General features: G+C 53.9%; 19 protein-coding genes. 14 read left to right on the top strand and 5 right to left on the bottom strand.

Annotated elements, in window-relative coordinates; all coding sequences use genetic code 11:
• The first annotated feature begins 268 nt into the window (after positions 1–268).
• The 13 genes from RX717_RS01200 (at position 269) to RX717_RS01140 (ending at position 11,210) form a co-directional block, all read left to right on the top strand.
• Entirely contained in the window at positions 269–1,714 is a 1,446-nt protein-coding gene (locus tag RX717_RS01200; RefSeq protein WP_316960511.1) for a Mov34/MPN/PAD-1 family protein, read from the top strand.
• Positions 1,714–2,439: a ThiF family adenylyltransferase gene (locus RX717_RS01195; protein ID WP_316960510.1), complete on the top strand. Its 726-nt coding sequence runs from the start codon at positions 1,714–1,716 to the stop codon at positions 2,437–2,439. Before RX717_RS01200 ends, RX717_RS01195 begins: the two co-directional genes overlap by 1 nt.
• Positions 2,436–3,797, top strand: a complete 1,362-nt coding sequence (locus tag RX717_RS01190; protein WP_316960509.1) for a DUF6094 domain-containing protein — start codon at positions 2,436–2,438, stop codon at positions 3,795–3,797. The genes RX717_RS01195 and RX717_RS01190 overlap by 4 nt, the downstream gene beginning before the upstream one ends.
• A 66-nt stretch (positions 3,798–3,863) precedes the next feature.
• On the top strand, positions 3,864–4,157 hold the full coding sequence (locus RX717_RS01185) for a hypothetical protein (RefSeq protein WP_243182485.1): 294 nt from the start codon (positions 3,864–3,866) through the stop codon (positions 4,155–4,157).
• A gap of 17 nt (positions 4,158–4,174) precedes the next feature.
• On the top strand, positions 4,175–4,471 hold the full coding sequence (locus tag RX717_RS01180) for a hypothetical protein (protein ID WP_147574599.1): 297 nt from the start codon (positions 4,175–4,177) through the stop codon (positions 4,469–4,471).
• A gap of 13 nt (positions 4,472–4,484) precedes the next feature.
• On the top strand, positions 4,485–5,066 hold the full coding sequence (locus RX717_RS01175; protein ID WP_054327044.1) for a hypothetical protein: 582 nt from the start codon (positions 4,485–4,487) through the stop codon (positions 5,064–5,066).
• A complete protein-coding gene (locus RX717_RS01170) occupies positions 5,063–5,734 on the top strand; it encodes a hypothetical protein (RefSeq protein WP_316960508.1) in 672 nt (223 codons plus the stop codon). The genes RX717_RS01175 and RX717_RS01170 overlap by 4 nt, the downstream gene beginning before the upstream one ends.
• 3 nt (positions 5,735–5,737) lie before the next feature.
• Positions 5,738–6,520, top strand: coding sequence for a Rad52/Rad22 family DNA repair protein (locus RX717_RS01165; RefSeq protein ID WP_186950267.1), 783 nt, complete (start codon positions 5,738–5,740; stop codon positions 6,518–6,520).
• Positions 6,489–6,710, top strand: coding sequence for a hypothetical protein (locus RX717_RS01160; RefSeq protein ID WP_186950269.1), 222 nt, complete (start codon positions 6,489–6,491; stop codon positions 6,708–6,710). The genes RX717_RS01165 and RX717_RS01160 overlap by 32 nt, the downstream gene beginning before the upstream one ends.
• Positions 6,710–8,497 (top strand): AAA family ATPase, encoded by a 1,788-nt coding sequence (locus tag RX717_RS01155; protein ID WP_186950271.1) that lies wholly within the window; start codon positions 6,710–6,712, stop codon positions 8,495–8,497. The genes RX717_RS01160 and RX717_RS01155 overlap by 1 nt, the downstream gene beginning before the upstream one ends.
• A 4-nt stretch (positions 8,498–8,501) precedes the next feature.
• On the top strand, positions 8,502–9,527 hold the full coding sequence (locus RX717_RS01150; RefSeq protein ID WP_316960507.1) for a DUF3854 domain-containing protein: 1,026 nt from the start codon (positions 8,502–8,504) through the stop codon (positions 9,525–9,527).
• A 15-nt stretch (positions 9,528–9,542) separates the two neighbouring features.
• A complete protein-coding gene (locus RX717_RS01145) occupies positions 9,543–10,511 on the top strand; it encodes a DUF6744 family protein (RefSeq protein WP_054327051.1) in 969 nt (322 codons plus the stop codon).
• Positions 10,512–10,832: 321 nt separating this feature from the next.
• Positions 10,833–11,210 carry an S-layer homology domain-containing protein gene (locus RX717_RS01140; protein ID WP_082397014.1) on the top strand — a complete coding sequence of 126 codons (378 nt, stop codon included), beginning with the start codon at positions 10,833–10,835 and terminating at the stop codon, positions 11,208–11,210.
• Positions 11,211–11,680: 470 nt separating this feature from the next.
• Here RX717_RS01140 and RX717_RS01135 read toward each other — a convergent pair whose 3' ends face one another.
• The 3 genes from RX717_RS01135 to RX717_RS01125 all read right to left on the bottom strand — a co-directional run bounded on the left by RX717_RS01135 (position 11,681) and on the right by RX717_RS01125 (position 22,770).
• On the bottom strand, positions 11,681–20,320 hold the full coding sequence (locus RX717_RS01135) for an S-layer homology domain-containing protein (protein ID WP_316960506.1): 8,640 nt from the start codon (positions 20,318–20,320) through the stop codon (positions 11,681–11,683).
• Between the two features lie 456 nt (positions 20,321–20,776).
• A complete protein-coding gene (locus RX717_RS01130) occupies positions 20,777–22,036 on the bottom strand; it encodes a sensor histidine kinase (protein ID WP_054328436.1) in 1,260 nt (419 codons plus the stop codon).
• Positions 22,036–22,770, bottom strand: coding sequence for a LytR/AlgR family response regulator transcription factor (locus RX717_RS01125; RefSeq protein ID WP_054328437.1), 735 nt, complete (start codon positions 22,768–22,770; stop codon positions 22,036–22,038). The genes RX717_RS01130 and RX717_RS01125 overlap by 1 nt, the downstream gene beginning before the upstream one ends.
• 197 nt (positions 22,771–22,967) lie before the next feature.
• Here RX717_RS01125 and RX717_RS01120 point away from each other — a divergent pair, with 197 nt between their 5' ends.
• On the top strand, positions 22,968–23,372 hold the full coding sequence (locus tag RX717_RS01120) for a DUF6744 family protein (RefSeq protein ID WP_147574588.1): 405 nt from the start codon (positions 22,968–22,970) through the stop codon (positions 23,370–23,372).
• A gap of 455 nt (positions 23,373–23,827) precedes the next feature.
• On the opposite strand, the gene RX717_RS01115 is transcribed toward RX717_RS01120, so the two are convergent.
• Positions 23,828–24,751: a bacteriohemerythrin gene (locus RX717_RS01115; RefSeq protein WP_147574587.1), complete on the bottom strand. Its 924-nt coding sequence runs from the start codon at positions 24,749–24,751 to the stop codon at positions 23,828–23,830.
• A 297-nt stretch (positions 24,752–25,048) separates the two neighbouring features.
• Entirely contained in the window at positions 25,049–26,158 is a 1,110-nt protein-coding gene (locus RX717_RS01110; protein ID WP_186950565.1) for a PepSY domain-containing protein, read from the bottom strand.
• Positions 26,159–26,164 lie beyond the last annotated feature (6 nt).

Below are 26,164 nucleotides of genomic sequence, written 5' to 3'. Positions count from 1 at the left end.
ACCTTCCCCACCTGTGTCAATGGAAATTTTCCTAAATAAGGGTAAAAACATTTCATCTTTCCAAAGCAGGTAAGCCGTGCTATATTAAAGGAGAAATCAGGTCAGAGTAATTCGTGTCAGAGTAACCCGCCCAGGAGGCAGTCTGCCTGTCTGGACCGCACACCAGCTCCGTACTTGATTCATCACCTGACTTAGACCATGCAGAATCCACTATCGGATACTGTATGGTCTTTTTTTGCGTCAAAACCGAGAATGGAGGAAAAAGACTATGAGCGAACAGAACAACAGCATGAACGGAATGGATCCTGGGACCGGAAATAGCCTGGAGGAGCTTTTCGGTTCCGCACTCCCGCCGTTAGACCTTGGGGATCAGATACCCGCATCAGCGCAGACGATGCAGCCCCAGCCAGTGCCGGTTGAAAGCCAGCCGGCCGCAGCTCCGGAAGCGCAGCCGCAGCCCATTCCCCAGCAGGTGGAGCAGGCCCAGCCGCAGATGCAGCCACCCCAGGCTGTGCCGAACCGCGCAGGGCAGCCCAGTATGCAGCAAACGCCGCAGACAGGCCCCGTTCCTGCACCGCAGGCGGTACAACAGACAGCAGGCCCCGTAACGCAGGCAGCCCCCGCTGCACCAGTACAGCAGCCTGCAGCAGTGCCCACCCCGCAGCCCGCGGCCGGCCAGGTCATAGACCTGTTCGGCGCGGTCGCGGAGGACGGTGCGGAGGCCCGCCTCGCACGGCTGGCCAACGCAACCCCTGTATTCGAGTACGGCTCTATCCGGGAGGATATCACAGACCCCGCCATGACCTTTGAACAGCTCCGCGTCAAAATGTCCGCGGACTGCCCTGAGCTCGAAGCGCGCAGCCATGTGTCCTGGACTGTGAGCTGCGCCGGTATCACGGAGCGGGTATCCAGCGCGGACGCGAGTATCTTCGAGACAAAGGCCAAAATCGAAAAGGGCAGGAAATTTAAGGACGCACTGAAAAAGCTGAAGGAAAAGGACAGGGATCCGGTATGTACCGTCAAGCCTACGGTCACGGCCCAGAAAAAGGGCGTGCTGCGCTTCCCAGGCTACAAGGGGCTGTTCTGCAGCACAGAACAGGCGGAGCAGTCGGATAAGGCTATCGCATACATCCCCGCACAGGACGGCAGGGTATACGAAATGCGCCGCAACGGGATCGGCACATTTATCGCGCCGTCCCAGCATATTGCGGAACTGGAGGGCGTCCGGTCAGGCTTCCATATGAGCCTGCCCCGGCTCCCGGCGGCTCTGCTCGCACAGATCGTCGCATTTTTCCGGCGCGTGTGCGTGGACTACGGCCGCGATCTGGAGGCGCTGGTCAATGTGCTGTGGGACCGGCAGGGACGCCAATACGTCCTGCACGTCCCGCCGCAGCGTATTGATAAGGCCAGCGTGGAGACAGACCTTTCGCAGCAGCCGGACCCGGAGCGGTATCTGCACGTCATGGACGTGCACTCGCATAACACGATGGCCGCCCGTTTTTCCCGTACAGACGATGCAGACGAACAGGCCACGCGCCTGTACATGGTCGTCGGCCGCCTGGACCGGTATTATCCGGACATCCGCTGCCGCTTTGCGTGCGGCGGCCGCCATGTTGAGGTACCGGCGGAGCAGGTCTGCGAGCGGACAGACGTCCCTTTCGCCCCTGAGTGGCTGAAAGCCGTTCAGGAAACCGGCCTGAAGGAGGCGGCGTGATGCGCTTCCCTGTCTCCTGCCCCATCCATATTGTGATGCTCGGCTGCGGCGGCACGGGCGGGCATATCGCCCCGCACCTGTACCGCCTGCTGTATTCGGTGTTCCGCCCTTCCACGGCCATCCTCTGTGATGGGGATCTGGTGGAAAAGCGTAACCTTGTCCGGCAGAACTTCGTCTCCTGCGACCTCGGCCGCAATAAGGCCGAAGCGCTCGCGGAGCGGTATTCGGCAGCGTTCGGTATGGGATGCCGGTATGTGCCGCGCTACATCGAAAGTGAAGATAAACTAAGGCAGCTGCTTTATCCTGATTATGCAGACGCGCTCGTTATCCTGCTCGGCTGCGTGGACAACAACCGCAGCCGGAGGATGTGCAACGAGGTGTTTTACCACGCGCGCGACCTGGTCTACATCGATTCCGGCAACGGGTTGGCGAACGGGCAGGTCGTGTGCGGCGTCCGCAAGGGCGGGCGCACACTGCGCCGGCCGGTGGCGGGCTTCTATCCGGATATCCTGGACCCAACGGACAAATTCCCCAGTGAGCTGCCCTGCGCGGAGGCTTCCGTATCCTCGCCGCAGGCCATGACGGCCAACCTCATGGCGGCCACGCTTACACTGTGCATGCTGTATAACATCATCGCGGGCGGCGAGCTTACCACCCGCATGACTACCTTCTCCAGCAGGACAGTGAACGTCCGGCCGCTGCTCCCGAAACGGAGGGCGGCATGATGGAGCAGATCCGGTATGCCTGCGGCCGTCTGGGCGAGCTTGCGCAGGATATCCGCTGGCGCGCCGGCCAGCTCCCCGCCCTGCGGGAGGCCGGCGGCACGGCGGAACTGCGGCAGATCGCCCAGCAGATACAGAAGCTGGCGTCTGCCCTCCATGAAGCAGCGCTCCTGCTCGAAGAGCTGGACCTGCCCAGGGTCTCCGCCTATACGGCGCAGCTCAGCGCGGCGGTATCCGGTTTCCATATCCAGACGCCGGATTACAGCAAGCTGCTAAAAGCGTTTTCGGACTGGCTGGCTTACATCAGGCCGGTGCTGCCGGATGCGGAGACAAAAACCGTGTCCACATCCGTGATCGGACGGCAGATGAACCACGTCCGCCTTGGGTACTATCCCACAGACCCGGCGCATGTCGCGTATATCCGCCGCGCTTTGGTGTTCCCAGAAGGCAAAACGGTGAACCTGCTGGACCCCTGCTGCGGGGAGGGCAATGCCCTCTCCCAGCTGGGCGCAGGGGAAAACGCCGCGACCTACGGTGCGGAGCTGGATGACAGCCGCGCGGAAGCGGCACAGGAACAGCTGGACCACGTCGCGATGGGCAGCTACTATTTCTCCCGCATCTCGCGCAGCGCGTTCCATCTGCTGTTCCTCAACCCGCCGTACCTGCAGGTGTACGGCGGCGCGCGGAGCGAGAAACGCTTCCTCGGCGAGGGCTATGACCACCTGATGCTGGGCGGGGTGCTGGCCTACATCATCCCCTATTACCGTCTCACCGAGGACGTGTGCCGTTTTCTTGCCGCCCACTTTGACAGTTTGATGGCGTACCGCTTCTGTGAAGAGGAGTTCCGAAAGTTCCGGCAGATCGCGGTGCTGGGCGTGCGCAAGCCGCGCGCGGAGAACCCGCGCATGGCGCGGCTGCTGGAGCTGGCGTCGCTGTCTCCGGATAAGCTGCCTACGCTGGACCAGATCCCACCGGGCAGTTATCCGCTGCCGGATGCAGAGAAGGCTGTTCCCCTGTTCCAGGGCGCTCGGTTCAATGTGCGCGAGCTCGCGGACCAGATGCGCCGCATGGGCAGTATGCTGCCGCAGAAGTCCACGCTGGACGGGCGTGAAAAGCGCCCGCTCCTGCCGCTCACCATCGGCCAGATCGGCCTGGTGGGCGGCTCCGGCCTCATCAACGGGCTGATCGAGTGCGGCGCGCCGCATGTCCTGAAAGGCCGTGTTGTAAAGGCGGTCCGCCGGCGCACCGGCGAGCAGTACGACGAGACAGACGGTACGACTACCACAGAGATTGTCGAGACGACGAGCAATAAGATGGTGTTCAATGTGCTCACGCCCCAAGGCGTGAAGCTGCTGGCTTAAAGGTATAGATTACATCATCGGCGATTTGCGGAATGATGTGGTATTGCCTTAAAGGAGGATACGATTTTGAAACAGTCAAAGGAAAGAAAAGCGACCCATGTCCGCTTCCCATATGGAAAGCTTGTCGCAACGCGGCGTATCACGGAGGAACTGGACGGTATGACAATCAGCTGCCTGCTCACACGCCACCTGCACTGTGACTGGGGCGAACTGTGCGAAGAGGACTGGAAGATGAATGACGCCGCTGTGCGGAAGGGTGAACGCCTGCTCTCCGCGTATAAGATCGGCGGAAAAAAGGTGTTCATCATCACCGAGTGGGACCGCTCCGTGACCACCATCCTGTTTGCGGACGAATATTAATGAGAAAGGACAGGAAGATGCTGAAATTGAACATGACGGATTTTATCCGCAGTCTGGACAGCCTGCCGGAGAGCAATGAGAACGAACCGCTGTTCGGCACAGGGTATCTTACGGAACACGTCGCCCTGCCGTTCCTGTTTGGGAAGGATATTTCCCTGTATGAAATAGACTGGGGTGCTTTCCAGCCGGAGGACGCCCACGACATGTATTACCGCTGCGGAGAAGCAGACAGCCTTGGCGGCCCGGTCCTCCAGCTGTACCAGCCCGCAGTTTATACAAAGCCGGCGCCCCAGCCGCAGATCTTTTATGTCTGAGGGGGCGATATTCATGCGGAGCTATGAGGACTTGCAGTACGCATTCCTGCAGCTGGAGCTCGCAGCCCGGTACCAGGAGGCCGGCAGGCTGGAGGGGTTCATCCGGAACACTGGAAATGCGCTCTGGGGTGATGAGGACTTCCTCTATACCTACTGGTATGAGCTGCTCAATGCGCTGGCGGACTTCGTTGATATCCGAGAAGACGAGGATACGCTCATCTGCCGGATGTACTTTTCGGACGCCGTGATACAGGACTATTTCCGCTTTGCGCAAAGGCACGCGGAACAGGCCGGTATCCCGCTCAAGCAGGACGTTTACTATCTGGACGCGCTCTCGTATTTCAATAACACCATGCTGGATTACTGCCCGTACAGCTGCTGGTTCCGCCTGGTAACACAGACACACCATGAATGCGGGTTTGGCTTATCTGTCTGGATATATGAGGACCAGTTTACGGACTGGGAACCCCTGCTGGCCGGCCTGCTGGATGTGATGGCGTATTTCCGCTCCAGTATGGAGATATTGGCCTCGGACGATAAGACAGGACAGGTCATAAGCTTTTCGCATCCCGCGCAGGCAAAGGAGGCGGCATGATGGCTGGAAGCATCCGCAAGGCTGTGCTGCTTCTGGACCCGCTGAAAAGCGCGGTGAAGACCGAGCTGATCCGCGAAGACGGCACACGTGAAGTCAGGCATATCCCCGGAGACGCGCTGTTGAGCGGGCTCGAGGCGCATACCCAGATGGCCCCTGTGCGGAGCGGCCTGCTCCCGCCGGGCGTCGTCTCGCTCACCGCGTATCCGGACGGCTGGGACGTGACGCTCCAAAACGTCACGTCCCGCTGCACGGTCTGGTACCACAAGACCGTGTATCCGGATTTCCCGCTGCCTCGCCTTTTGCTGCGGTGCAGAATGAAAGGCGGGATGCTGAACGGTTTCCAGATGGCGGTTTGTGATGCGGGCAGCCTTTCCCCTGAGACAAAGCTGTACCGCTTCCCGTTCCCAAACGTCAACGGTTTTTCGCTCTGCGTGGGGACCAACCAGTTTACTGGCTACGATACGCTGTGGAAGCTGCGCGGGCTCATGCACCGCGTACTCTCCCTGCCCTTTGGGGACGATTATTATAAGCCGGACTGCACAAGGCTCGGCCTGTCCGCGCGGGAGCTGTTCGAGCACCTGAAGGACAAAGATCCCGCCTACTATTACAGCGACGTGCTGATCCCGAACGGGAAAACACTTACGGATTTCATCGGGGGAGGTGTATGACGAATGACCGGAGCAGAACTGCACAAGCGGCTCAGCGAGCCGTTTGCGGCCGCGGACGTGGAGTGGCGCGTGACCAAAACGCGAAACTCGAACAGCGAAGGGTTGGCCGTGGCATTCATAGACAGCCGCGCGATCCAGAACCGGCTGGACGATGTGGTTGGGCCGTTTTTCTGGCGCACGAGGTTCATCCCGTGGCACCAGTATGTGCCCAGGCCGGGCAAATACGAGGACCCGTCCGAAGCGCCGAAAGCGCCCGTCTCCTCCCAGCTCTGCGGGCTCTCCATCTATGATGCGGAGCGCAAAGAGTGGGTGGAAAAGGTGGACGGCGCGGAGAACACGGATATCGAGGCCATCAAGGGCGGTATCTCGGACAGCTTCAAGCGCGCGTCCGTGCTCTGGGGTATCGGCCGGTATCTATACGAGATCCCGGCTAAGTGGGCGTCCCTGGACAAGTACAAACAGATCGCCCGCCCGGCGGACTTAAACGCGTACTATGAGGAGCAGCTGCAAAAGCTGGGGCTGGCCTCGGCGCAGCCGCCCAACACAGGCAATGCGCCGGCGGGCGTCTATGCGGTACGCAGCCTGCAGCCCGCACCCGTGCAGGGCTATCCGGCTGCAGCGTGGGTCGATCTGGTCACGCCGGCGGGCCGCGCGTTCAAGGTATTCAGCCTTGGGGCAAAGCCTGGGCTGGCAAACGGCGTGCGGATACAGGGCGCGAAGATCGTGCGGCGCAGCGGCGCCGGCGGGACGTACTATGAGTTGCAGGACTATCAGCCTGCCGCGTGAGGGAACGGAGGAAAAGATGAAGCAGGATACCTATTATGAATATCTGGACGGGCTGCGGGACAGCGGGCTTATTAATATGTTCGGCGCAGCAAAGTATCTGGAACGCGAATTCCCTGAGCTGACGCAGACGGATGCAGCTTCTGTCCTGCGCAGCTGGATGAACCGTTTTGCACAAGGGGGCGTGTGCTAATGGCGCAGATCGCTTCTCTGCAGATTGAACAGCTGGCCGTTACCGGCTTCGGCTGCTTTGCAGACGAACACAGCTGGACGTTCGGCCGCAGGACGGCCGTCACGGGCCACAACTACCAGGGAAAGTCCACGGTCGCGGACGCGATCGCCTATGCGCTCACCGGCGCGCCGTACTTCGGCGGACGCGATCTGGACCGGCTGCAGAACGGGTCGTCTGCGGGCATGCGCGTGGAAGTCACCGTGCGCACGGAGGGCGGCCAGACGCATGCCATCCGCCGCGGGCGGCACGAGGGGAAGACCTTCGTATCACTGGACGGCGTCCTGATGACACAGGAACGCTTCGCGGAGCGGTTCGGCAGCCGCGACCTCATCCTCTCCCTTCTCAATCCCCTGTACTTTGCAGAGGTACTCGGCGGGGACGGGCGGAAGCTGATCGAGCAGTACCTGCCCGCTGTGCCGCACGAAGCGGTGATGGAAAAGCTGAGCGAACACATGCGCGGCATCCTCGGGGACGACCGGCTGGAAATGCCGGAGGTCTACCTGAAAGAGAAGCGCAGCGAGCTGAAGGAGCTGGAAAAGGACCGGCTGGTGCTGGACGGCCAGATGCAGCAGACGGACAGCCAGCGGGCAAGGCTACAAAAGGAGCTGGACGAAAAAAAAGCCCTGCTTGCCCACACCGCTGCAGCGCTGGCGCCGCTCGTGCGCAAACAGGAAGCGCAGGACTGCTCCGCGGTGGATGCAGAGATCGCGAGGCTCAGCGCGCAGTACGATGCGGTGCAGGACGGACAGGCGGATGACCGCCGCGCGGCCCTGCAGGCAGAGCTGGATGCGGTACGGGAGCGGGATTTTGCCTTTCCCGGTACGGCGCAGCTGCGCCAGATGCAGGCACAGCTGCAGGCATTGTACGGCAGGTATAGTGATGAAGCCGGACGGCTGCAATATTTGCAGACGCAGGGCGTCTGCCCGACCTGCCTGCGCCGCATCGATGCGGCCGGTTTCCCTGAGATACAGGCAGCATTTACAGACCGCCTGCAGAAGATCCAGGCAGACGGCACTTCCCTGCGCCAGCAGGCACAGGCGCTTGCCGTGCAGGAGGTGCAGGGCAGGCAGCAGTTCGAAGCCTGGAAGACCGGCGAGACCGCCCGCCTTGGACAGGCGCTCGCTGCGGCGCAGGCGGAGGACGCCGCGCAGCAGCGGGACAGCATCAAGGCGAAGATCAAGGCGCTGTCCGCCCAGCGGGTGTTTGGCGGCCTTTCCGCCGAAGAGGCGCAGCAGTACCAGACCCTGTACCATGAGCAGGGCAAACTGGAGAGCGAAATGGAGCAGATCCAGAAGCTGCTGGACAGCCTGCCCAGGGGGCAGAAGGAGGCCCTGGACAAGCTGGACGATGAAATTCGCGCAGTAAACGACAAGATAACGGCGGCAAAAGCCTGCCAGTCCGAACGGGCGGCGCTGCTGTTTGCACCGGTGCAGATGCACAGGGCCGGCCTCAAGCTGTATGAGCCGATGAAGGAAAGCGGCGAGCTGCGGGACGTGTTCAAGCTGACCTGGGATGGCCGCGACTATGTCCGGCTCTCCCTTTCCGAACGCGTCCGCTGCGGGCTGGAGGTCGTGGAGCTGTTATCCAGGTTATCCGGCAAAAGCTATCCGCTGTTCGTGGACAATACGGAGAGCCTGTGCGACCTCGGCGCCGCGCAGCACGGCGGGCAGATGATACTGGCCCGCGTCGTACCGCGGCAGACGCTCCAGGTGAAAGCGCTGGACGAGCCGCAGCGGAAAGCCGGGTGACGGGATGGGCTATAAGACCTTTCCCATCCTGCCCACGGCGCGCAAAAGCGGCCTGCCGGTGGAGGGCAGCGGGCAGCGGCAGGTGCATATCAACTGCCCGTTCTGCGGGGACCGCAAGCGGCGGCTGTACCTGTACACGGACACGGACCAGTACCACTGCTTCCACTGCGGGGCGCACGGCAATGCTGTTTCGCTGTACGCGAGACGCACGGGACTTTCCTACAGGGACGCCTACCACGAGTTGCTGGGGGACAGCGTGATCCACTTCCCCCGTCCGGCCGTGCAGCGCCCGACCGAACGCGAACCCGCGCCGCTTGACCGGCGGGACGCGGTGTACCGCGCCATGCTGGGGCTGCTGCCCCTGTCTGCGGCGCACCGAGATAACCTGCTCGCCCGCGGCCTGACCGACGCTGCCATCCGGCAGAACGGCTACCGCACACTGGGGAGCGGGAAGGAGCTGCGCGACCAGATCGCCGCGCAGCTTTCCGCCCGCTTTGACCTGAACGGTATCCCCGGCTTTTTCTACAAACTGGGCGCGTGGCGGACGTGCGCATACAGCGGCCTGCTGGTCCCGGTGCGCGCGGCGGACGGCCGTGTGCAGGGTATCCAGATCCGGCGCGACGATGCGGAACGCATGAAGTACGCGTGGATGTCCAGCGCGGGCAGGCCGTATGGGACAGGCGCGCGGAGCTGGGTGCATGTCGCCGGTGACCGCAGCCGGAAGGAAGCGGTGATCACAGAAGGGCCGATAAAGGGCGATGTGTCCAGCTTCCTGACGGAAGGGACGCTTTTCGTCTGCGTCCCCGGCGTGAATGCAGTCTCGTTCCTGGCGGATACGCTGAAGGAACTCCGCGTCTCACAGGCATGGGAGGCGTTCGACATGGATAAGCGCTGCAACCCTCAGGTACAGGCGGCTGTCTCCCGCCTGCGGCTGGAACTGAAAAAAGCCGGCGTCCCCTGCCGCACGATAGCATGGGATCCGGCCTGCAAGGGCATAGACGATTTTCTGGCGATGAAACGAAGCGCATAAAGGAGGATTTGCATTATGACAAACAATACGAACGGCTTTATGGTAGTGCAGAACAGTACGGACGAAAGCCGGCTGCTGGGCAAATTCCTGTATTACTCGCTGGCCGATGTGCTGGTGGAGCAACGCGATTTCGAGCGGATCTGCGCGGCGCTGGGCTTCCCGTATGCCGGGCGGCGCATCTCGGAGGTGGACGCTTTCCGGAATGCGACCGGCCGTGTGACGCGGCGGACCGTGTCCGGCTCCGGCGGCGCACAGGAGATCTTCCGTATCTACTGCCGCGACAACCAGCGGGACGGGAACCTTTATTCGCGCGAGCTGGTGCGCGAGACCGTTGGCCTGCGGACCAACCGGTATGAGAAGCTGGCCAACGTCTGCTATGACAGCGGCGCCGGTATGATGTACCACGATACCGTGCAGGGCGACCCGCTGTTGGATGTTGACCAGCTCTGCACGGACATGGAGCAGAAATTCGGCGTGTTCCGGAACTGCCTGGGCCGCAGCCAGATAGACACGGTACTGCTGCACTATCTGAAGGCACTGGACGCGCTGCCGGTCTCGGTCTATGGCAGGCTGTATTTCATCCCGCGGGACAAAATGCACCAGGTTGGCCTGTTCGAGGACCTGATAGAGCAGCTGAACCATGCCAACCGGAACGACAAAGCGCTGGTAGTGAACAGCTTCTTTGTGGCTGACGATGCAAAGCAGCGTGAAAAGATGGCCGGCGAGTTTTATGCACTCGCACGCAGGGAGGCGCAGGAGTACCAGGAGAAAGCAGCTTACCTGATAGACAGCGGCTGCCAGAGCGCGGCCATCATGGAGCGCTGGATCCGTCGTATTGAAGATCTAAAGGAGAAAAAGCAGCGCTACGAGGCGCTGTTCCAGAAGGAGCTGACGGAGACAGACGAGGAATTTAATTCCCTGCAGCTGTACCAGCAGGAATTGCAGATACGGGCTCAGGGGATACGGGCTTTGAAAGCAGCCTGAAAGCACACTCTATTTATAGTGTATACCGAAAGGAAAGGCGTGCTTATGCACGCCTTTCCTGAATATATGTGCTATTTGTATTTTTGGTGATTTAGCTAAACCGGCTTTAAAAGGTTGCTTGTAACTGGATAGGCATGCCCGATTATTTTCAACCCAAGCAATCAAACAGCTTTTAATACGCGTGGATCTGCATTACTAAGTATGGATGTTATACCATACTCTCATATAATGATAACGCTTGTATTTCACGCCTAACTTGAAACAACCAAGTAGAAGTGATAAAATAAGCAAAAGTGCTATAAGGAAGCGGAGGGATACACTATGAAAAAATTAATTTCCGTTAGTTTAGCTTTTTTACTAACTTTTACATGTTCACTTGCCGCACCATCTTCATGGGCAGAAAACGATTGCGATGAAGCCGTTAAACTCGGATTAGTTCCTGATCATTTGCAGAGTTCATATCAACAGCCTATCACACGCGAAGAATTTTGTGAAATGGCAATCTCTCTGTTAAACGTATGTGGATTAGATCTTTCATCTATAGATACATCGCATTGCTATTATGCTGATACCAACTCTAAATATGTTCTACAGGCAACAGCTTTGGGAATAGTAAACGGTGTCGGCGGTACCGGAACGACTTCTCTATTCGCCCCAAAGAAATTAATCACACGTCAAGAAGCTGCTACCATGCTATAATGAAAAGCGTCAATATCGGCGCGGTGAGCGCGGATATGCTGTCCGATGTGGGCGGTATGGCGTTTAATAACAGCCAGAGCCGCAAAAAGCAGGCATCCTCTTTCCTCCATCAAGCCCTATTACCTCTGCGTATATTATACCTCCAGCCTATACAGAACAAGCATTGACCAGACAAGAACGTGTCTATATTTTTTTCAATGAGGGGCTTTGTCAACACTCCCAGAGGCAAGTACCCTGCCAAGTCACCGCGGATTTTGTCGGTGCGGGTTATATTTCCCTGTTTTTTTCAGGTATTTGCTGAACTATGGGAAATCCACTCGGAAAAGGTCGGATAAAAAAGGGGCGCGAATGTCGCAAATGACATTCGCGCCTCTTTTCGCCTGTGGTGCTATTCGGTTCTGGCCGCTTCTCCTGTTGGGGGAGTTTCCATAAGCGGCCTCGGTACAGGGGACAAGCCCCCGGAGGTCAAATTAACTCCAGCTTTCCTCAGCCGTGTTGGAGTCTCTGGTGTAATCGTGTTCCGTGGAAGCCTCCACCACGTCGTAGAACGCCCAGTGGCTTGCAGGCACATCAGGGAACCGCGTACCTGCTCCGTCGTCCACCGCGCTGCGGTCTGCAATGCGGGCCAGCATCCGGTTGATGATGGCCGCCGTCTCCGCACGGCCAATAGGCTGCTCAGGCCGGAAAGTGCCGTCCTCGTAGCCGTTAATCCAGCCGTAGCTTACCGCCGTCTGCACAGCCCCGCGATACCATGCGTCCGCAGGCACATCAGGGAACGTAAGCGCCTTGTCGGTGCTGGCCCTGGCGAAACGGGCCGCAATAGCCGCAAACTCAGAGCGGGTGATGGGCTGCTCCGGCCGGAACGTACCGTCCTCATAGCCAGTGATGATACCCTTGGCCGCCAATGTCACAACCGCCTCGTGATACCACGCATCCGCAGCCACGTCGGGGAACGACGGGCTTTGGCTGTGGCTCTGGTCCAGCAGCAGGCGGTAGAACGCCTGCGCCACCTCGGCGCGGGTGATGTTGTTTGCCGGGCCGAAGTTTCCGGTTTCATAGCCTACCATGTAAGCTATGTGCTCTCTGGTGTTCAGCATGGAGGAAACGCCGGTGCCGTCAGGGTCGGCCACACTGGGAATCTCCGGCTTTTGCTCAAACTGCACCTTGACCGTGACCGCCGAGCTGGGCATTTTGAAGGTGTATTTGCCGTTGCCCTTGTCGGTCAGCGCGATTTCCTTTCCGGTCTTGTCGGCTGTTGCGGTGATGCTCTCCACCGCGCCCTCCGTGGTGATCGTGACCGTCTCACCGGACGCGGCCTTGTCCTTGTTGGAGTCCGCTGTGCCGCTGCCGTCGGTTTCCACATAAATAGGATATCTGCTGCTGGTCGTACCACTGCTATTACCACCGCCATTGCTGGAATGGCCAGGCTTCCAAGTTATCATATAGGTAGAATAGCAGCGAGCATAAATAATGAGTGTTCTCCCGTCATCCGCCAGTTCGATACGCTCCCCATCACTGTTCGCCTTTTCGGTCAGCGTTTGCAATTCACTTTCATGGATGCGATAAACAGTATAACTGTCCTTATCTTGCAATTCCGGTGTTAACGGGATCCGCGTCTCCAGCAAAACTCCTGTGTCCTTTACATTTTCGATGCTTTGCTCTGGAAGCTCCGTTCCATCCTGTGCCCGGACGTTTTTTTCAATGGATAAGTCCAGAATCAGCCCGATATTGGTGTCCTGGTCATGCCTTTTTACCTGCTTATACGCTTCATACGCCTCACTTTCCGAAACGTTTTTTGCAGTCATGCACACTTCTACAACACCACCAGCCTGCACAGTCCTGCTGTCAGCCACAGTGTATAACTCTTCGGACGCTTCTTTTGCCGTAAAGACGGTTTCCAGATTACCAACTGTTAACCTCGGCGCATCCTCCGCCACCCTCACTATAGAGTTTGTTTTCCCTTGCGGCATCTCAATCGTAATACTGTTCTCATCTTTTCGGATCTCCGCCTGGATAGTCATGATAATCCCATTATAGCTTCCTACCAGATTATAGATACCGGCTGAAACGCCATCAAAAGAGAACCTCCCTTTGTCGTCTGTCACAGTTTCAGCGATCACCTCAGCCCCCAGTTTCAATGTTACGGTTACATGCGCTATTGGATTCTCAGTCTCATCGGTGACAACTTCGCCGCCTATCTGGAATACCGGCTCCCATTGCGCCTCAAAGACAACGTCTTCCGCCGGCATCATAAACAGGCTGCCTGGGTAATACCATACACCGTCCCACACCCAGCCAGTCAGTTCAAAGCCTGCACGCTCTGCATCTGGCAGCAGTACCACAGAGCTGGCCGCCAGCCCCTCCTCCTTGGGAACACCCTCCGTTCCTTCTCCCGTATAGGAAACCGAATAGGTGCGGGCTTCCTGCTCTGTGATAGTCAGTGTACCAATTTTTCGGGCTGCGCCATCGGCGGCATCTGTGTGACGATAGTTTTTGTCTGTCAATTTCGCCTGGATCGTATATGTGCCAACTGCAGACGGCTCTGCAACCAGATTCCCATTTTCATCCCAATAGGTGATTGCATACTTATCAAACCCTCCTATGCTGGGGGATATTTTGGCATATACCGGCTTCCCTGTGTACTGTACAACGTTATCCGTTACCTCAAAAGCCACCGGTGCCTGACGGATTGTCAATACCGCATCTGGGTTTGTCAGCACATAGTTTTCAGCATTTTCCCCTGTTAATTCCGCCTGCAAAGGGTATATTCCCGCATCTGCCTGCAAGGGAATCGGTTTAAGCCCGCAATCCTCTCCTGGCAGGACGCCGCTAAGCCCTATTACGTTTTCAGGTTCCTGTCCGCTGTAGATTTGTTCCAACCCTCGCCAGATAACCTGCACTGGTTTTCGGTTTATCCAAAAGGAGCCGATGTTCTTCTTATCCAGTCCACCTTCAAATGCAAAGTTTTTGCTTGTAAGCGTTACCATAACATCGTAACGTCCCGCTTCCGTCGGACTGTATACCACTTTCCCAGCCTGTTCATAGCTTACTGTGAAATCCTCTCCCACAGACGGAGTTTGTCCAACAGTCTGTGTTACCACTGGCTTTTGAGGCTTTCCATTATATGTTGTCTCGTCTGCCTGAATAGCAAAGGACACAGTTGCCGGCCGGACAACCGCTTCAATGCTGTCCGAAGACTTCGCGCTTTCGCCGGCTGCAGTTGCCACAGTCACGGTAACCGTATATGTGCCGGAATCGCTTACATTTGTCAGTTCCAGGCTACTGCCTTCATTCTCCAGCGGGATACCGTCTTTTTCCCATTCGTAGTGATAGGTCACTCCCTTTTCCAGATGGCTTGCTTCTGCAATCAGTGTGATGGCAGGTTGTCCGGTATATGCTGTCTCTGCAGCCGGCGTAGCCTTCAGCTTCACCTCCGGCCCTGTTAACTCCCATTTCGCGGTCAATTCAATATTTTCGGTCACGCCTGTACCAAATTCATACTCTGTACCGTCCTTCTGCCATCCTGCGAATTTGTATCCAGCACGCGAAGGATCCGCCGGTTTCACCGCCTGTCCACCATTTACTACCAGCTGCGTGGAAGGCACGCTGCTCTCACTGCATGTAAAGGTTATTTTGTGGACTGTCACTTTCTTCTCTGCAGTTTTCCCTGCGCCGCTCACTGCTTTGAATATGTACTCGCCCGCCTCTAAAATCTTGTAGCTTCCTTCTACAGGCTCGCTGCTTTCCGTTCCATGAGTAGCGCTGATGGATACGCCCGAAGGACCGTTGGTTGCCGTTATCTTCAGGGAAAGCTCTTCGCTTCCCTTTTCTCCTCCGGTAATCGAAAGAATAGGCGTAGTCATATCTACCATAACCGGCTTTTCGCTCCAACCGGAGGAAATATTGCCAGTCCGATCTTCAGCCCGGTAGTAAATATACCACTTTCCATTCTGGGCAATAGTGATTTTACCGTTCTCAACCGTAAATAAATCACTGGGCGGTGTCCCCTTAGTTTCTGCTATCGCATACTTGAGTTCCTGTATGCTGCTTTCGTTATCTTCCGCTGTAATGGCAATTTCCTGCTCCTCACCTTGCCAGTCATCTGGAATGTCGCCAATCGTTATCTTGGGCGCTGTAACATCAATTTTATCGACCAGTACCCTGTATTCCTCTGTATTACCGACGTTATCGGTGGTCCTGACCATATATGTTCCATTTGTCTGCGCGACAAACTGATAACCGCCGCTCTCATCAGCCCCGATTTTACTATACTCTCCATCTTCGGTTTTCCATTCCACGGATGCAATACCGCTGCCGCTGTATCCTGTCACTTTTCCAGTCGCATCCACTTGCTGCGACTGGTCATCCGTAACGGATATCTCTACCGTTTTGGTTTTTGCCCATCCTTCGGGTACGGAAATATCCACCCATGGCGCTTCATTATCAATTCTGTTGACCACCACGCTTTTTTCTATCATTTCACCGTTTCCGACCTTGACGCCAACTGTATACCGGCCGTTCTTTGCCGCCCGTATTTCTCCGACTGGTTCATCCCTCACAACGGGCTGATCCGACGGATACACTTCAAAACCACTTTCCGGCGCTGATACATTCCACTGAAGCTTCACCGGCCCCTTTGTCCAGCCCGAACCACTATCTTGAAAGGAGAATTCAGGAATTTCGGTTGTCCCGGGAGCCGGCTCCTTTACAACCGTATATGGCGTCTCGCCGGCCGTTTCAATCACCGCATTACCCGCCTTGTCGGTTGTACGGATAAAGAGATACAGCTTTGTCTCCTTTTCCTGTGCCGCGGTATAAGTAAAGCTGTAGCTACCGTCTTTCAGTACAGCTTGTGTCCAACCACCCTCCGGCGCATTGTTTTGTTCAACAAATACATACTCTACCTTTTCCACGCCAGACAGGTTGTCCGAAGCCGTTCCGCCAACCGTAATAGCATGATAGATGATTGGCTCATGGACTTCCTCCTGCTCCTCCCCATCTTTCACAGGCGTATAGACATCCTCTGCTTCCGGCGCGCGGATCGTCATTTCCGGTTTCACCTTATCGATGCCTGTCACTTCTGCCTGCTTTGTTAGAACACCGTCATCCGTTTTCAGAGTAAAAGTATATATCCCGTTTTCTTCGGCTTCAAGCTGGCCGGAGCCATTGTCTCCTGTCACCGTCCCTGTACTCCCGTTCGGTCCGGTATAGGAAACAACCTGATCCGCCGGCTTCCAGTCTACTAAAATCTTCCTGCTCTGTTTTGTCCATTCCGGTGTGTCCTCTGCCTTTACCTGCAACTCCGGCGCGATATAAACAGGAGGTATCCCTCCCCCCGTACCTGAATGCAATGTGAAAGCCTCACGGGCATACGATGTAGAACCGTTTATTTTGTTGGTTGCCAGCACATGCAGATAATATGTTTTGCTTTCTGCCGGCTGCTCCTGTACGTCAGCGGACAGTGTTGCCGCTGCTTCGCCGGAAGCGCCTGTCAGCCACGCTACGGGCATCTGCGTTTCCGTACTCCACCGGTACTGGAGGCTGGTGGCATTGGTAGAGGATATTACCGCAGAGAGCTTGCTGTTATCCTCCGCAATGGCCTTTTCGCTGACTGTAATAACCGGAACCGCTGTATCCACATTGCCGCCGGCGTTTCCCGTCTCTGAGGATGTACTCGTTCCCTCATCATCACACATATCCCTGATGTCTTCAGCGCCCTCAATGCTGTTTATTGTTAATGCTCCATCTGCTGTGTCTGAAATCTTTCCCGTGAAGTAAAGTACATTTGTATCTGCACCGCCGGCATAAGAAAAATCGCCCCAACTGGTTTTAATTTTTAATGCCGCCTCGTTGATTGCACTGTTCTTCTGGTCCACGATCTCGTCAAAAACCAGGGAAACCGTAATCTGATCCCCGATCCGGTAGCCGTTCTCTACTGGAGCTACGCCCAAGAGCTGCGGCTCCGATGTATCGCCAATACGGAAATAATGTATCTCGTTTTGTGTCTCCCAGTTGTCGCTGCCACTGCCGCTGGCCGCGTAGCTAATGGTCACCTTGTCCTCGTCCAGCGGCAGAGGAATGTAGCTTTTCCCGCCGTCAATCCCCTTTGCCCATCGCTCGCTCCACTCGGCGTTGTCCGGATTGCTGCCACTGCTGTCCGGCAGATAATATTGGGCGGGCGTCGTATTCCTCTTGCTACCGCCATGCTCAAAGGTACAGGCATAGCGCGCGCCGCCGGTATTTGCAGGGGGTGGGGAGCCGTCCCAGTTCCCTTCGTAAGGCCAGAAACTGATATCCTGCCGATCGTTTCCCGGCGTGACCTGCATATGCTGATATCCGTCATCAATCTCTTTCGCCTTAAACTGCATCTTATATTGGAGTTCCGCGCCTGTCAACGACCGCCAATAACCAGGGGTTGTCAACACACTTGTTATATCAAGCGTTTCTCTGTCCGTGCCTTCTTTCCCTTCCGCCCAGCCCAGACCTCCGTCGTCAGTATTATCGCCATGCTCGTGACTGCTACCTGCTATCGTTTTTTCAAAGTCATTAAAGATCCTGCGGTCAACCCTGTGTTCCTGGTCCACTGTCATCGTGCGCTGCGCGCGGCTCCTGCCGCTGTCGATGGTGGCGCCGCCATCGACTCGGTAGATCTCCAGCCAGTATATTCTGTCTGCATTGGAATACTGGGTGGCCTGTTTATCCTCGAAAGCAGCCGAAGCTCCCTGTTCTGTGACCGTAACGGTCTCTTTTTCTTCGCCCTCATCAAAGTCCAGCTTTCCGGATACGCCGGTAAAATGCGTGCCGCTGACTGCCGAGCCGCTCACCGTCCGGTAATAGACAGTCTGCGCACCCTCATTGCCTCCCGCACGGCTAATGGTAAAGGTGTTGCTTCCATTATTCTCAATGGAAAAGACACCGTATTGTGGCGCTCCTATGCCAAAAGTTTTTGTGTCGCTGTAGTAGATTCCTCCATCGCTTGTTTTGACATAAGCTCTGGCATAGTAATTTATACCCTCGGCGATTTTATCAGCCGTGGCAGACAGCGTTCCCCCTTTCTGCGTCACCGGAACACTTGTTTTTGCGCTGCCATTGTTGACACTGAGCGTAGGGTTCTGCATGCTGCCCCATACAAAGCCTGATTCCGTGATCGTCAGCCCGCCAGTATATTTCAGGGTAGCTTTCAGTGCATACGTCTGGTCATCTGGTCCCTCGGGATTTTCCATCGTCAATTCCAAGGGCTTGGGCAGAACGGTGACCGTAATTGTTTCCGTTGCCTTGTTACCCACCATATCGCTGGCAGTGACTGTAACCTGCTTTTGACCGCTGGATGCAGCCAAACCCTTTATCCCCTCCCAGACAGTCCCGTTTTCATCCACCTTAGTATTATCTGTAATGGATACTGCAGCTTTGAGGTAGGCTTCCACCTCTTCATCCGTTGTATCCTCATAAACGGACGGCACATCGCCAGCTTTGATCTCAGGCGGCTCTTTATCTATATTGTCCACTTTAACGATATAGTTGTCTGTCAGCTTCTGCCCATTCCATGTATAGTTTACAGTAAAGGTATATTCGCCGTTTTGGGATGCTGAGTAATTTGCGCCGTTGCCGTCAGGCCCGATAATTGTGATCCCCTCGCAGCCCATAAGGTCATCCACGGATACGTTAACCGTTACATTTTGTTTCGTAAGTGAGGAAGGAGAAAGCGTATGCGTCAGAATCGGAGCGAAGTTCGGTACTCCGTTTTTCAGACGGAATGTAACTGTGTCCATTGCTTTGATGTTTTCATCATCATCTTTCAGCAGGCCCACCACCTTATATTCGCCGTCTTCTGAATTCTTGGGGATTGTCAACTGAACAGTTTCTGTTTCAGATGCCTGTCCAAACGCCGCATCCAGCGCATCCCCCGCTTCATTCAGCAGCGTATATTCTGTATGATACACCGTATTTCCGCTTTGCTCGATTGTGACAGTGGCGGGAACGGTCACCTGGGCGGTGCCAGTCGGCGTTCCAAGCGTAAGGTCAAAGCCGGAAATGCTGCTGTCCTTGCTGCCGCCATCCAGAATCACCTGTATCCAGTCTACCTCCACGCACCACCCCTTCGCAACGGTTATGGAAATTGTATTCGTGCCGACGCGAAGCTTTTCCAGCGGGATTTCCAGCACGGTTGTATTCCATGTCCCGTTCGTGCCAGACAGGTATCCAATGTTCTCATTGTTGTACGTTGTTTTGCCATAGAATAAGCTAGAAAACTGGTCACATTCCTGATCCATAGGCAGAAAAATATCATCGTTTAAATAGACAAAATCATTTTCCCCATCTTCTTCGTCCACATCGTATGCCTTGATAGCTACAAAGGCGCTTTGCGTCGGCAATTCACCCTCCTGCAGTTCAAAGGAAAGTTCAATAGGCAGCTTTTTGTTTCTAAAATCCAGGTATTTGTCCATATCCCCATCCGGCTCTCCCGTATGGGCGTTATTCTGATTGTCCTCCCCAATAATAATTGTCTGCGGGTGCTGTTCTTCCCACACTGCGTTCGGCTGTATCGGGGGCGTGATTCCATATTCGCTGACCAGATCACTCAGAGTAAGAGCGTCCGGGGTTTCCTCTCTGCCCTCCTCCATTTCAGACAAAGCCTCTGGCTGGTAATGGTATGGGCAGCCCAAGTCCGCACAGTCTCCTACGGTATCCCTGATATGCTCCAGATCCTCAAGCTTGACGAGCAGTTCTTCCGGAACCTGATCAATGTCGCCTTCGTTCAGCTCCTCCAGAACGGTGCGGGCGGCCGCTATATCCTCTGCTGGGGCATTCCGCCAATCCCCGTCCAGCGTTTCCGGAACCGGCAGGGCTTCCAGCATGTCCAGAATTTGTTCCACATCTGCCTGCGGAGCCTCTTCTTCCTGCTTTTCTTCTTTGGGTGCAGTATAAAACGGGCAGTCTGGGGCATGGATAAAAGCGCCCTCCTCCTGTTGGATGGTGCAGGTACATTCTGCCTGTTCACTTCCCGAAGCCTGCGTCAAATTTCCCTGTTCATCTGCTGCTAAGGCGGTGGGCGCAAGCATTGAGAGTACCATGCACAGGGTTAGCATCATGCTGATCAGTCTTCTTTTCATGTACTTCCTCCGATATGTGCTGTAATGGTTTACAAGGATTTTGTGGTAGGAAAGGGGTATCCCTTTCCTACCAGGAGGGGCGTCCCTCCTGAAGATTTAATTAGCATTTTCTAAATCTGCTGCTTACTTTTCCAGTACAAGTCAGACATCCTTTCTTCCCGTATATCACTTGCTTCAGCTGCTCCTAACATTTCTTCCTCTAAAAAACTGCAAAATCGCTTCTTTCATTATGCTCATAATATAAATTATGTACTATAGTGCTATTGATTTTATTATAGCAAAGCGCATAGATGTTTTGAGAATATATGCAAAATTGGATTATAATTATTCTGATTTGGTTCTTTGTCCAATGAAAAAAGCGATACGCACCTTTTCATTAGGTACATATCGCTTTTTATTACCTGACATGATATTGGGACCTCTAATTAAAGCTGCTGTCTTACTATCGCGTTAATCCTATAATACGACACGGAGCGAGAACCGCCCGTTTACAGCTTCATATTGGCAAAAAGCACTATATTTCTCACAAAAATTTGCAATTGTTTTCGTCCCCAGGCCGTGCCCCTCTTCGCAAGCAATCGGGAATCCATTTTCATCAAAACGGATCTCCCCAGCATACGGATTGCTTATTTCAAACATAAGCGCCGGACGACATATAATCTTACAGCAGATACATCTCTTCTGCACAGGTAAAGCCATATTGGCATGGATAGCGTTTTCAATAGCATTCGCAAAAACAATGGATAATTCAGTCTCATCCACAGGCGTACAATCTGGAAGCGAAATATCTGCCTGCACTTGGATACCCTTCTGTTCGGCCTGCCCAAAATAGAAAGAAAACATTGCGTCTATTACCGGCGGCTGGCACCAGTGTTTAAGGGGCGCTTCATGCAAGTGGCATTGTGTACTGCTGATAACGTTTAACGCCTCTTGTTCGCATCCTTTTCGGATTAACTCAGCTATTGTCTGTAGTTGATGGCGAAGATTATGCCGTTCTATGCGTACCTCGTCCTCCGCTGCGGCCATTGCAGCTATACGATCTTTTAAGGCTGATATCTGCAAGGCTTCCATTTGAGCGGAATTCCTGCTCTCGGTTTCCTGATGGGTAACTGAAAAAAAGATCATCAACAGGGTGTATACACCTGCCATCATCAGAGAAAGGCTCACTTTCAAAACCGTGCTGCTTTGTTCGGTTCCCGCATATCCTGGAATCAGATAAAGTGTGATCCCATAGTATGCTCCCAGCACCAAACACATGAGCCCCCAACCGTGGTGTACCTCCCATAGCATCTTGCGGAACATAGGACGCAGGTAGTGCCATACAAAATATATCACGGCAACAGAAAACAGGCTATAGGAAACAATCCACGCCAGGGTGTTAAATCCTGACAAATAGTAGACTAGCGCCGCCCCGTGCTGAATAAAAAAGCAGAACAGGATTGCTGACAGAAGTTGGAACAACAGTCTCCAGCCCCTGTATCGCCCAATCCAGGTAAAGAGGATAAAAGCCGGAAGATGGACGACCAGCGTATAAAACTGTACAGCAATATCCTCACCCCAAACTACTGCAAGGAACGACAACGTGCCTATCATCAAGACGACAGCCATGCTGATAAGCCACGCTGTTTTTCTTACAAAAAAGCGGCTCTCCACAAAAATACTTACAAGAACCATGCCAATGACTGTCGAAACGGACAGCACTCCCAGCACCGGCATTAGCGTTCCCCCTCCGTCAGCCAGTACCCACCCCATGCTGCTTTAAGGGCAGCCGCGCCCCTCCGTGGAACAGTAAAACTGATTCCATTGTCCAACACAACATTTTGTCCCGTAATTGCAGATATCCGCTGAAGGTTACATACAAGGCTGACTCCACAAAGGTAAAACCGCCTATCAGCCAACAGAGGTGTCATCACCTCACGGAAGGTGCTTTGAAAGGTTAAACTGTTCACTGTTTCTTCTGTACAATAATACTGAACACTGTGTCCCTTCCTCTCTGCCAGCAAAATCTGATCCAGCAGAATGCATCTCTGTCCTTCAGACGTCTTAATTACAATTTTTTCTCTTCTCCGCCTGTTTAGTTTTTCGGCAGCCTTGTCCAGCACAGAGAACAGCACTTTTCTTTCCACCGGTTTCAGCAAATAGAAAAAAGCATTGGTATAATAGCTATCTACAGCATAATCCTTGGAGGAAGTCAGGTAGATGATTTCTCCACCCGCACCTAACTCTCGCAACTTCAATCCGCTCTGAATACCATTCATCTCCGGCATGATAACATCTAAAAGATATAGGTCGAACCCTCCTCTTTTTTTCACCGCATCCAGCAATGCCTTACCATTTTCAAACAAGAAAAGCTGTCCTGCCAGTTGGGGTCTTTCCCCTAAATAGTCCGTTATCCATTCTTGGATAGTCCGTCTTTCGCTTAAACTATCATCACAAATAGCAACATTCATTGCCGACCTCTCTGTTCTATCCCAAATTGCCGTGGATTTTCAATCCTGATCATAAGAGACTCTTGTATAACTACAAGAAGCACCATTATATATTTATTAGAGTTATATATAGAAAAATAACACAACCTCAAATTTGTGTCAACAGTTCGCCATAAAACGAGATTCCCACGGTAAAGTGCGCTATCCCAACAGACTCCTTGTCTGCTTTTGTAAAATACGAACTGAACGATGGGTTGGTGGTGAACAGTTTTTTTATGGCTGACGATGCAAAGCAGCGTGAAAAGATGGCCGGCGAGTTTTATGCACTCGCACGCAGAGAGGCGCAGGAGTACCAGGAGAAGGCAGCTTACCTGATAGACAGCGGCTGCCAGAGCGCAGCCATCATGGAGCGCTGGGTCCGCCGTATAGAGGATCTGAAGGAGAAAAAAACAGCGCTACGAGGCGCTGTTCCAGAAGGAGCTGACGGAGACAGACGAGGAATTTCATTCCCTGCAACTGTACCAGCAGGAATTGCAGATACGGTCCCAGGGGATACGGGCTTTGAAAGCAGCCTGAAAGCACACTCTATTTATAGCGTATACCGAAAGGAAAGGCGTGCATAAGCACGCCTTTCCTGAATAATAAGTTCCATTTATATTTTTTAGTACCTTAGCTAAACCGGCTTCAAAGGGGTTTCTTGTAATCAGGCAAGCATACCTGATTATTTTCAATTCAAGCAATTAAACAGCTTTTAATACGCGTGGAGCTGCATTACTAAGTATGGATGTTATACCATACTCTCATATAATGATAACGCTTGTATTTCACGCCTAACTCGAAACAACCACATAAAAAGAAAGACCAGCGCTCCCGCTTTGATCCTTCTTTTTACATAGCTTTCAGAGCGCAGCTATCTGCCGCACGCGTCTGTAGTTCTTACTGATACAACTGCCGGAATTGCAAAGGCATTCGTGGATATGGGCTTTGAAAGCGACCTAAAGCACGTATACAGCTTGTTAAAGCCGGTTTCCAATCCCTATGATAAGGAAAATCAGATGCCTCACTTGAAAAGGCGTGTTTAACCCGTATGGTTAAACACGCCTTTTGCAATAACGCATTCTGAGTTCGTAGCAACAAAAAATTTCCCCATGTCTGAGGTGAATAGCAGTGAGGCGGCCGGTCTCATCTTCCGTATTTCGTCTTTCAGTGTTCTGCCTATCAGGAATTGATTTTCCCTAACAATAATTTGACTGTCATCGCCTGTGAGTTGGCGATAAAAAGTGAGCCAGAACTGCGCTCCAAACGTTTCCACTGTAGATAGTACGAGATCCATTTCGTCTAATGCAGTATCTCCATAAATCATTTTTGCTACTTTCATCATAAATGAACGCTCAATACCGGAAATTACGGTCTTTTTACGTCCACCAGTTTCATAAACGATTCGTTGACATACCGCTTTCCCAAAGGAATCCCCATTGTAGTTTGAGCTCACAATTTTTGATCGGACTTCAATGTTCAGCGTTACGGAAAACAGCATATTGATTTCTTCTTCTAATGCCGTCGCATTGACGTCGGCCTTAATTGGCTTGCTGAACTCCCCTTTCCCAACGATAGCCATATCCGCTGTTGTAATATGCTCCAGCAGCCAGCCAATCCCTGAGCCTACAAAATCCCAGATATCTTCTTTGCTACAGGCTCCACTCTCCATAAGCTTGTGGTATCTCGTAAGCTGGCATTCACGGAAGTCATCGTGCTGCATTTTATGCAGGGAATAACCTTCATAACCAATCTTTTTCATATAGGCCTCTTCATGTGCAGCATGCTCCAGGAAGTATCCATTTAAGTACTTTAACCCTTCACGCAAGATGAACATTCGAATCCCTTCTTCATCGCCGCGTACCCGCAATCTATTTAATATCTGCTCTGCTATTTGGAATAATTTCTTATGTTCATTATCAAATTCAGCTATTCCCATTAAATAATTATCGCTCCATGCTATCACACTTTTCCACCCCTGATTTCAATTAATAAAAGCTATTATATATATATTTTATATCCATACTATTAAAATCACATTAAATATGTCCAGTTTTTTACGGGCCGTATTTTGTGATGTGGAAAGCCGCCCATTTTCAAGGGCGGCTTTCGGAAAGAATGAAAGAGCGTCTTTCACTGAAAATGAAAGAGCATTTCCATGATAACAGAAAAAATTGTCGAATGGATAGGAAGCTTGTCCTCTGCAAGCGCCTGCGTAAACAAAAGACAGGGAAAGCCGTCTATCGGCCTCCCTGCCCTTCCCTTAGTCGTAAATAGATTCTACACTCCAACTCACAAAAGCACCGGTATTTGCATCGATCTCAAACTCATACTCCATAGTGTTATAATAGATGTCACCTTCGTATACCCAACGGCCATCATCAAAGTCCAGCTTGAATTTATAAATGTTAGCGGACGACGCCCCCGGCACCTTTGCCAGCGCCAGTTCTTTAGCGCGCGCTTCACTCACTGTCACACCCACGGACGCGCTGCCCTGATTGCCGGCTGGACGGTAATTCTCTGCGTCAAAATCATAGCTGCGTACCGCTCCGGTAGAAGCGTCAATCTCGTAGTCGTATTCCATGTATCCCGTCCCGTTTGCTTCGATGAATTCCACTTCATATACTGGGCGGCCATGCTCATAGTCAAACGTACCCTTTACAAAGGTAACTTGCGCCGCAGTCTTTCCCGCGTGCTTCAAAGCTGCCTGCTTTGCCTGCTCCAGTGTGATTGTACCCGCGGGCGTAGACGGAGTCGCGGGATTTACGGGTGTAGTCGGATCGCTCGGAGGCGTTGTTGCAGGGTTCGAGGTATCAAAATCCGTTACTTCGCCGCCAATGGATGCATTGCTGTTCAGGGAAACCGTTTGGGCCGCTTCGTTCCAGGACACCGATTTGCCCATGATCTCCCCAATCGCACGGATCGGCAGATAGATGGAGCCATTGTAGACCGCAGGATCGCACACCTTGCCATTCACATCATAAAATGTGCGATCTACCCCATCAATAACAATTGTATAGTTCGGCTCCATTGTCAGGTTGACAGCAGCTTCCTTTGCGTTGCGGTCTGGGGTGCCGGTTGCGTTGCCGGTCGTACGGGTGCCACCGATCGTCGCCGTATAGCTGCTTTCATCCCAGTTAACATTTTTATTCATCAGTTCGCCAATCGACCGCAGCGGGATATACGTCGTACCCCCGCAGCTGATCGGATGGACCTCCTGCCCCTGCACATTGTAGAATGTACGCTCCACCCCGTCTATCTGAACCCGAATATCCGGATTGAGCTCCGCCGCTACCGTATAGGAGCCGCTGGCCGCAAATGCGGAACCGCACAGCAGGGATGCCAGCGCCACCGTGCAAATCATCTTTTTCATTTTGTT

It is taken from the genome of Intestinibacillus sp. NTUH-41-i26, assembly GCF_032769475.1.
Lineage (GTDB): Bacteria > Bacillota > Clostridia > Oscillospirales > Butyricicoccaceae > Agathobaculum > Agathobaculum ammoniilyticum.
Note: the sequence above shows the minus strand (reverse complement) of the source record. Positions and strands in the feature narration are given on the sequence as shown.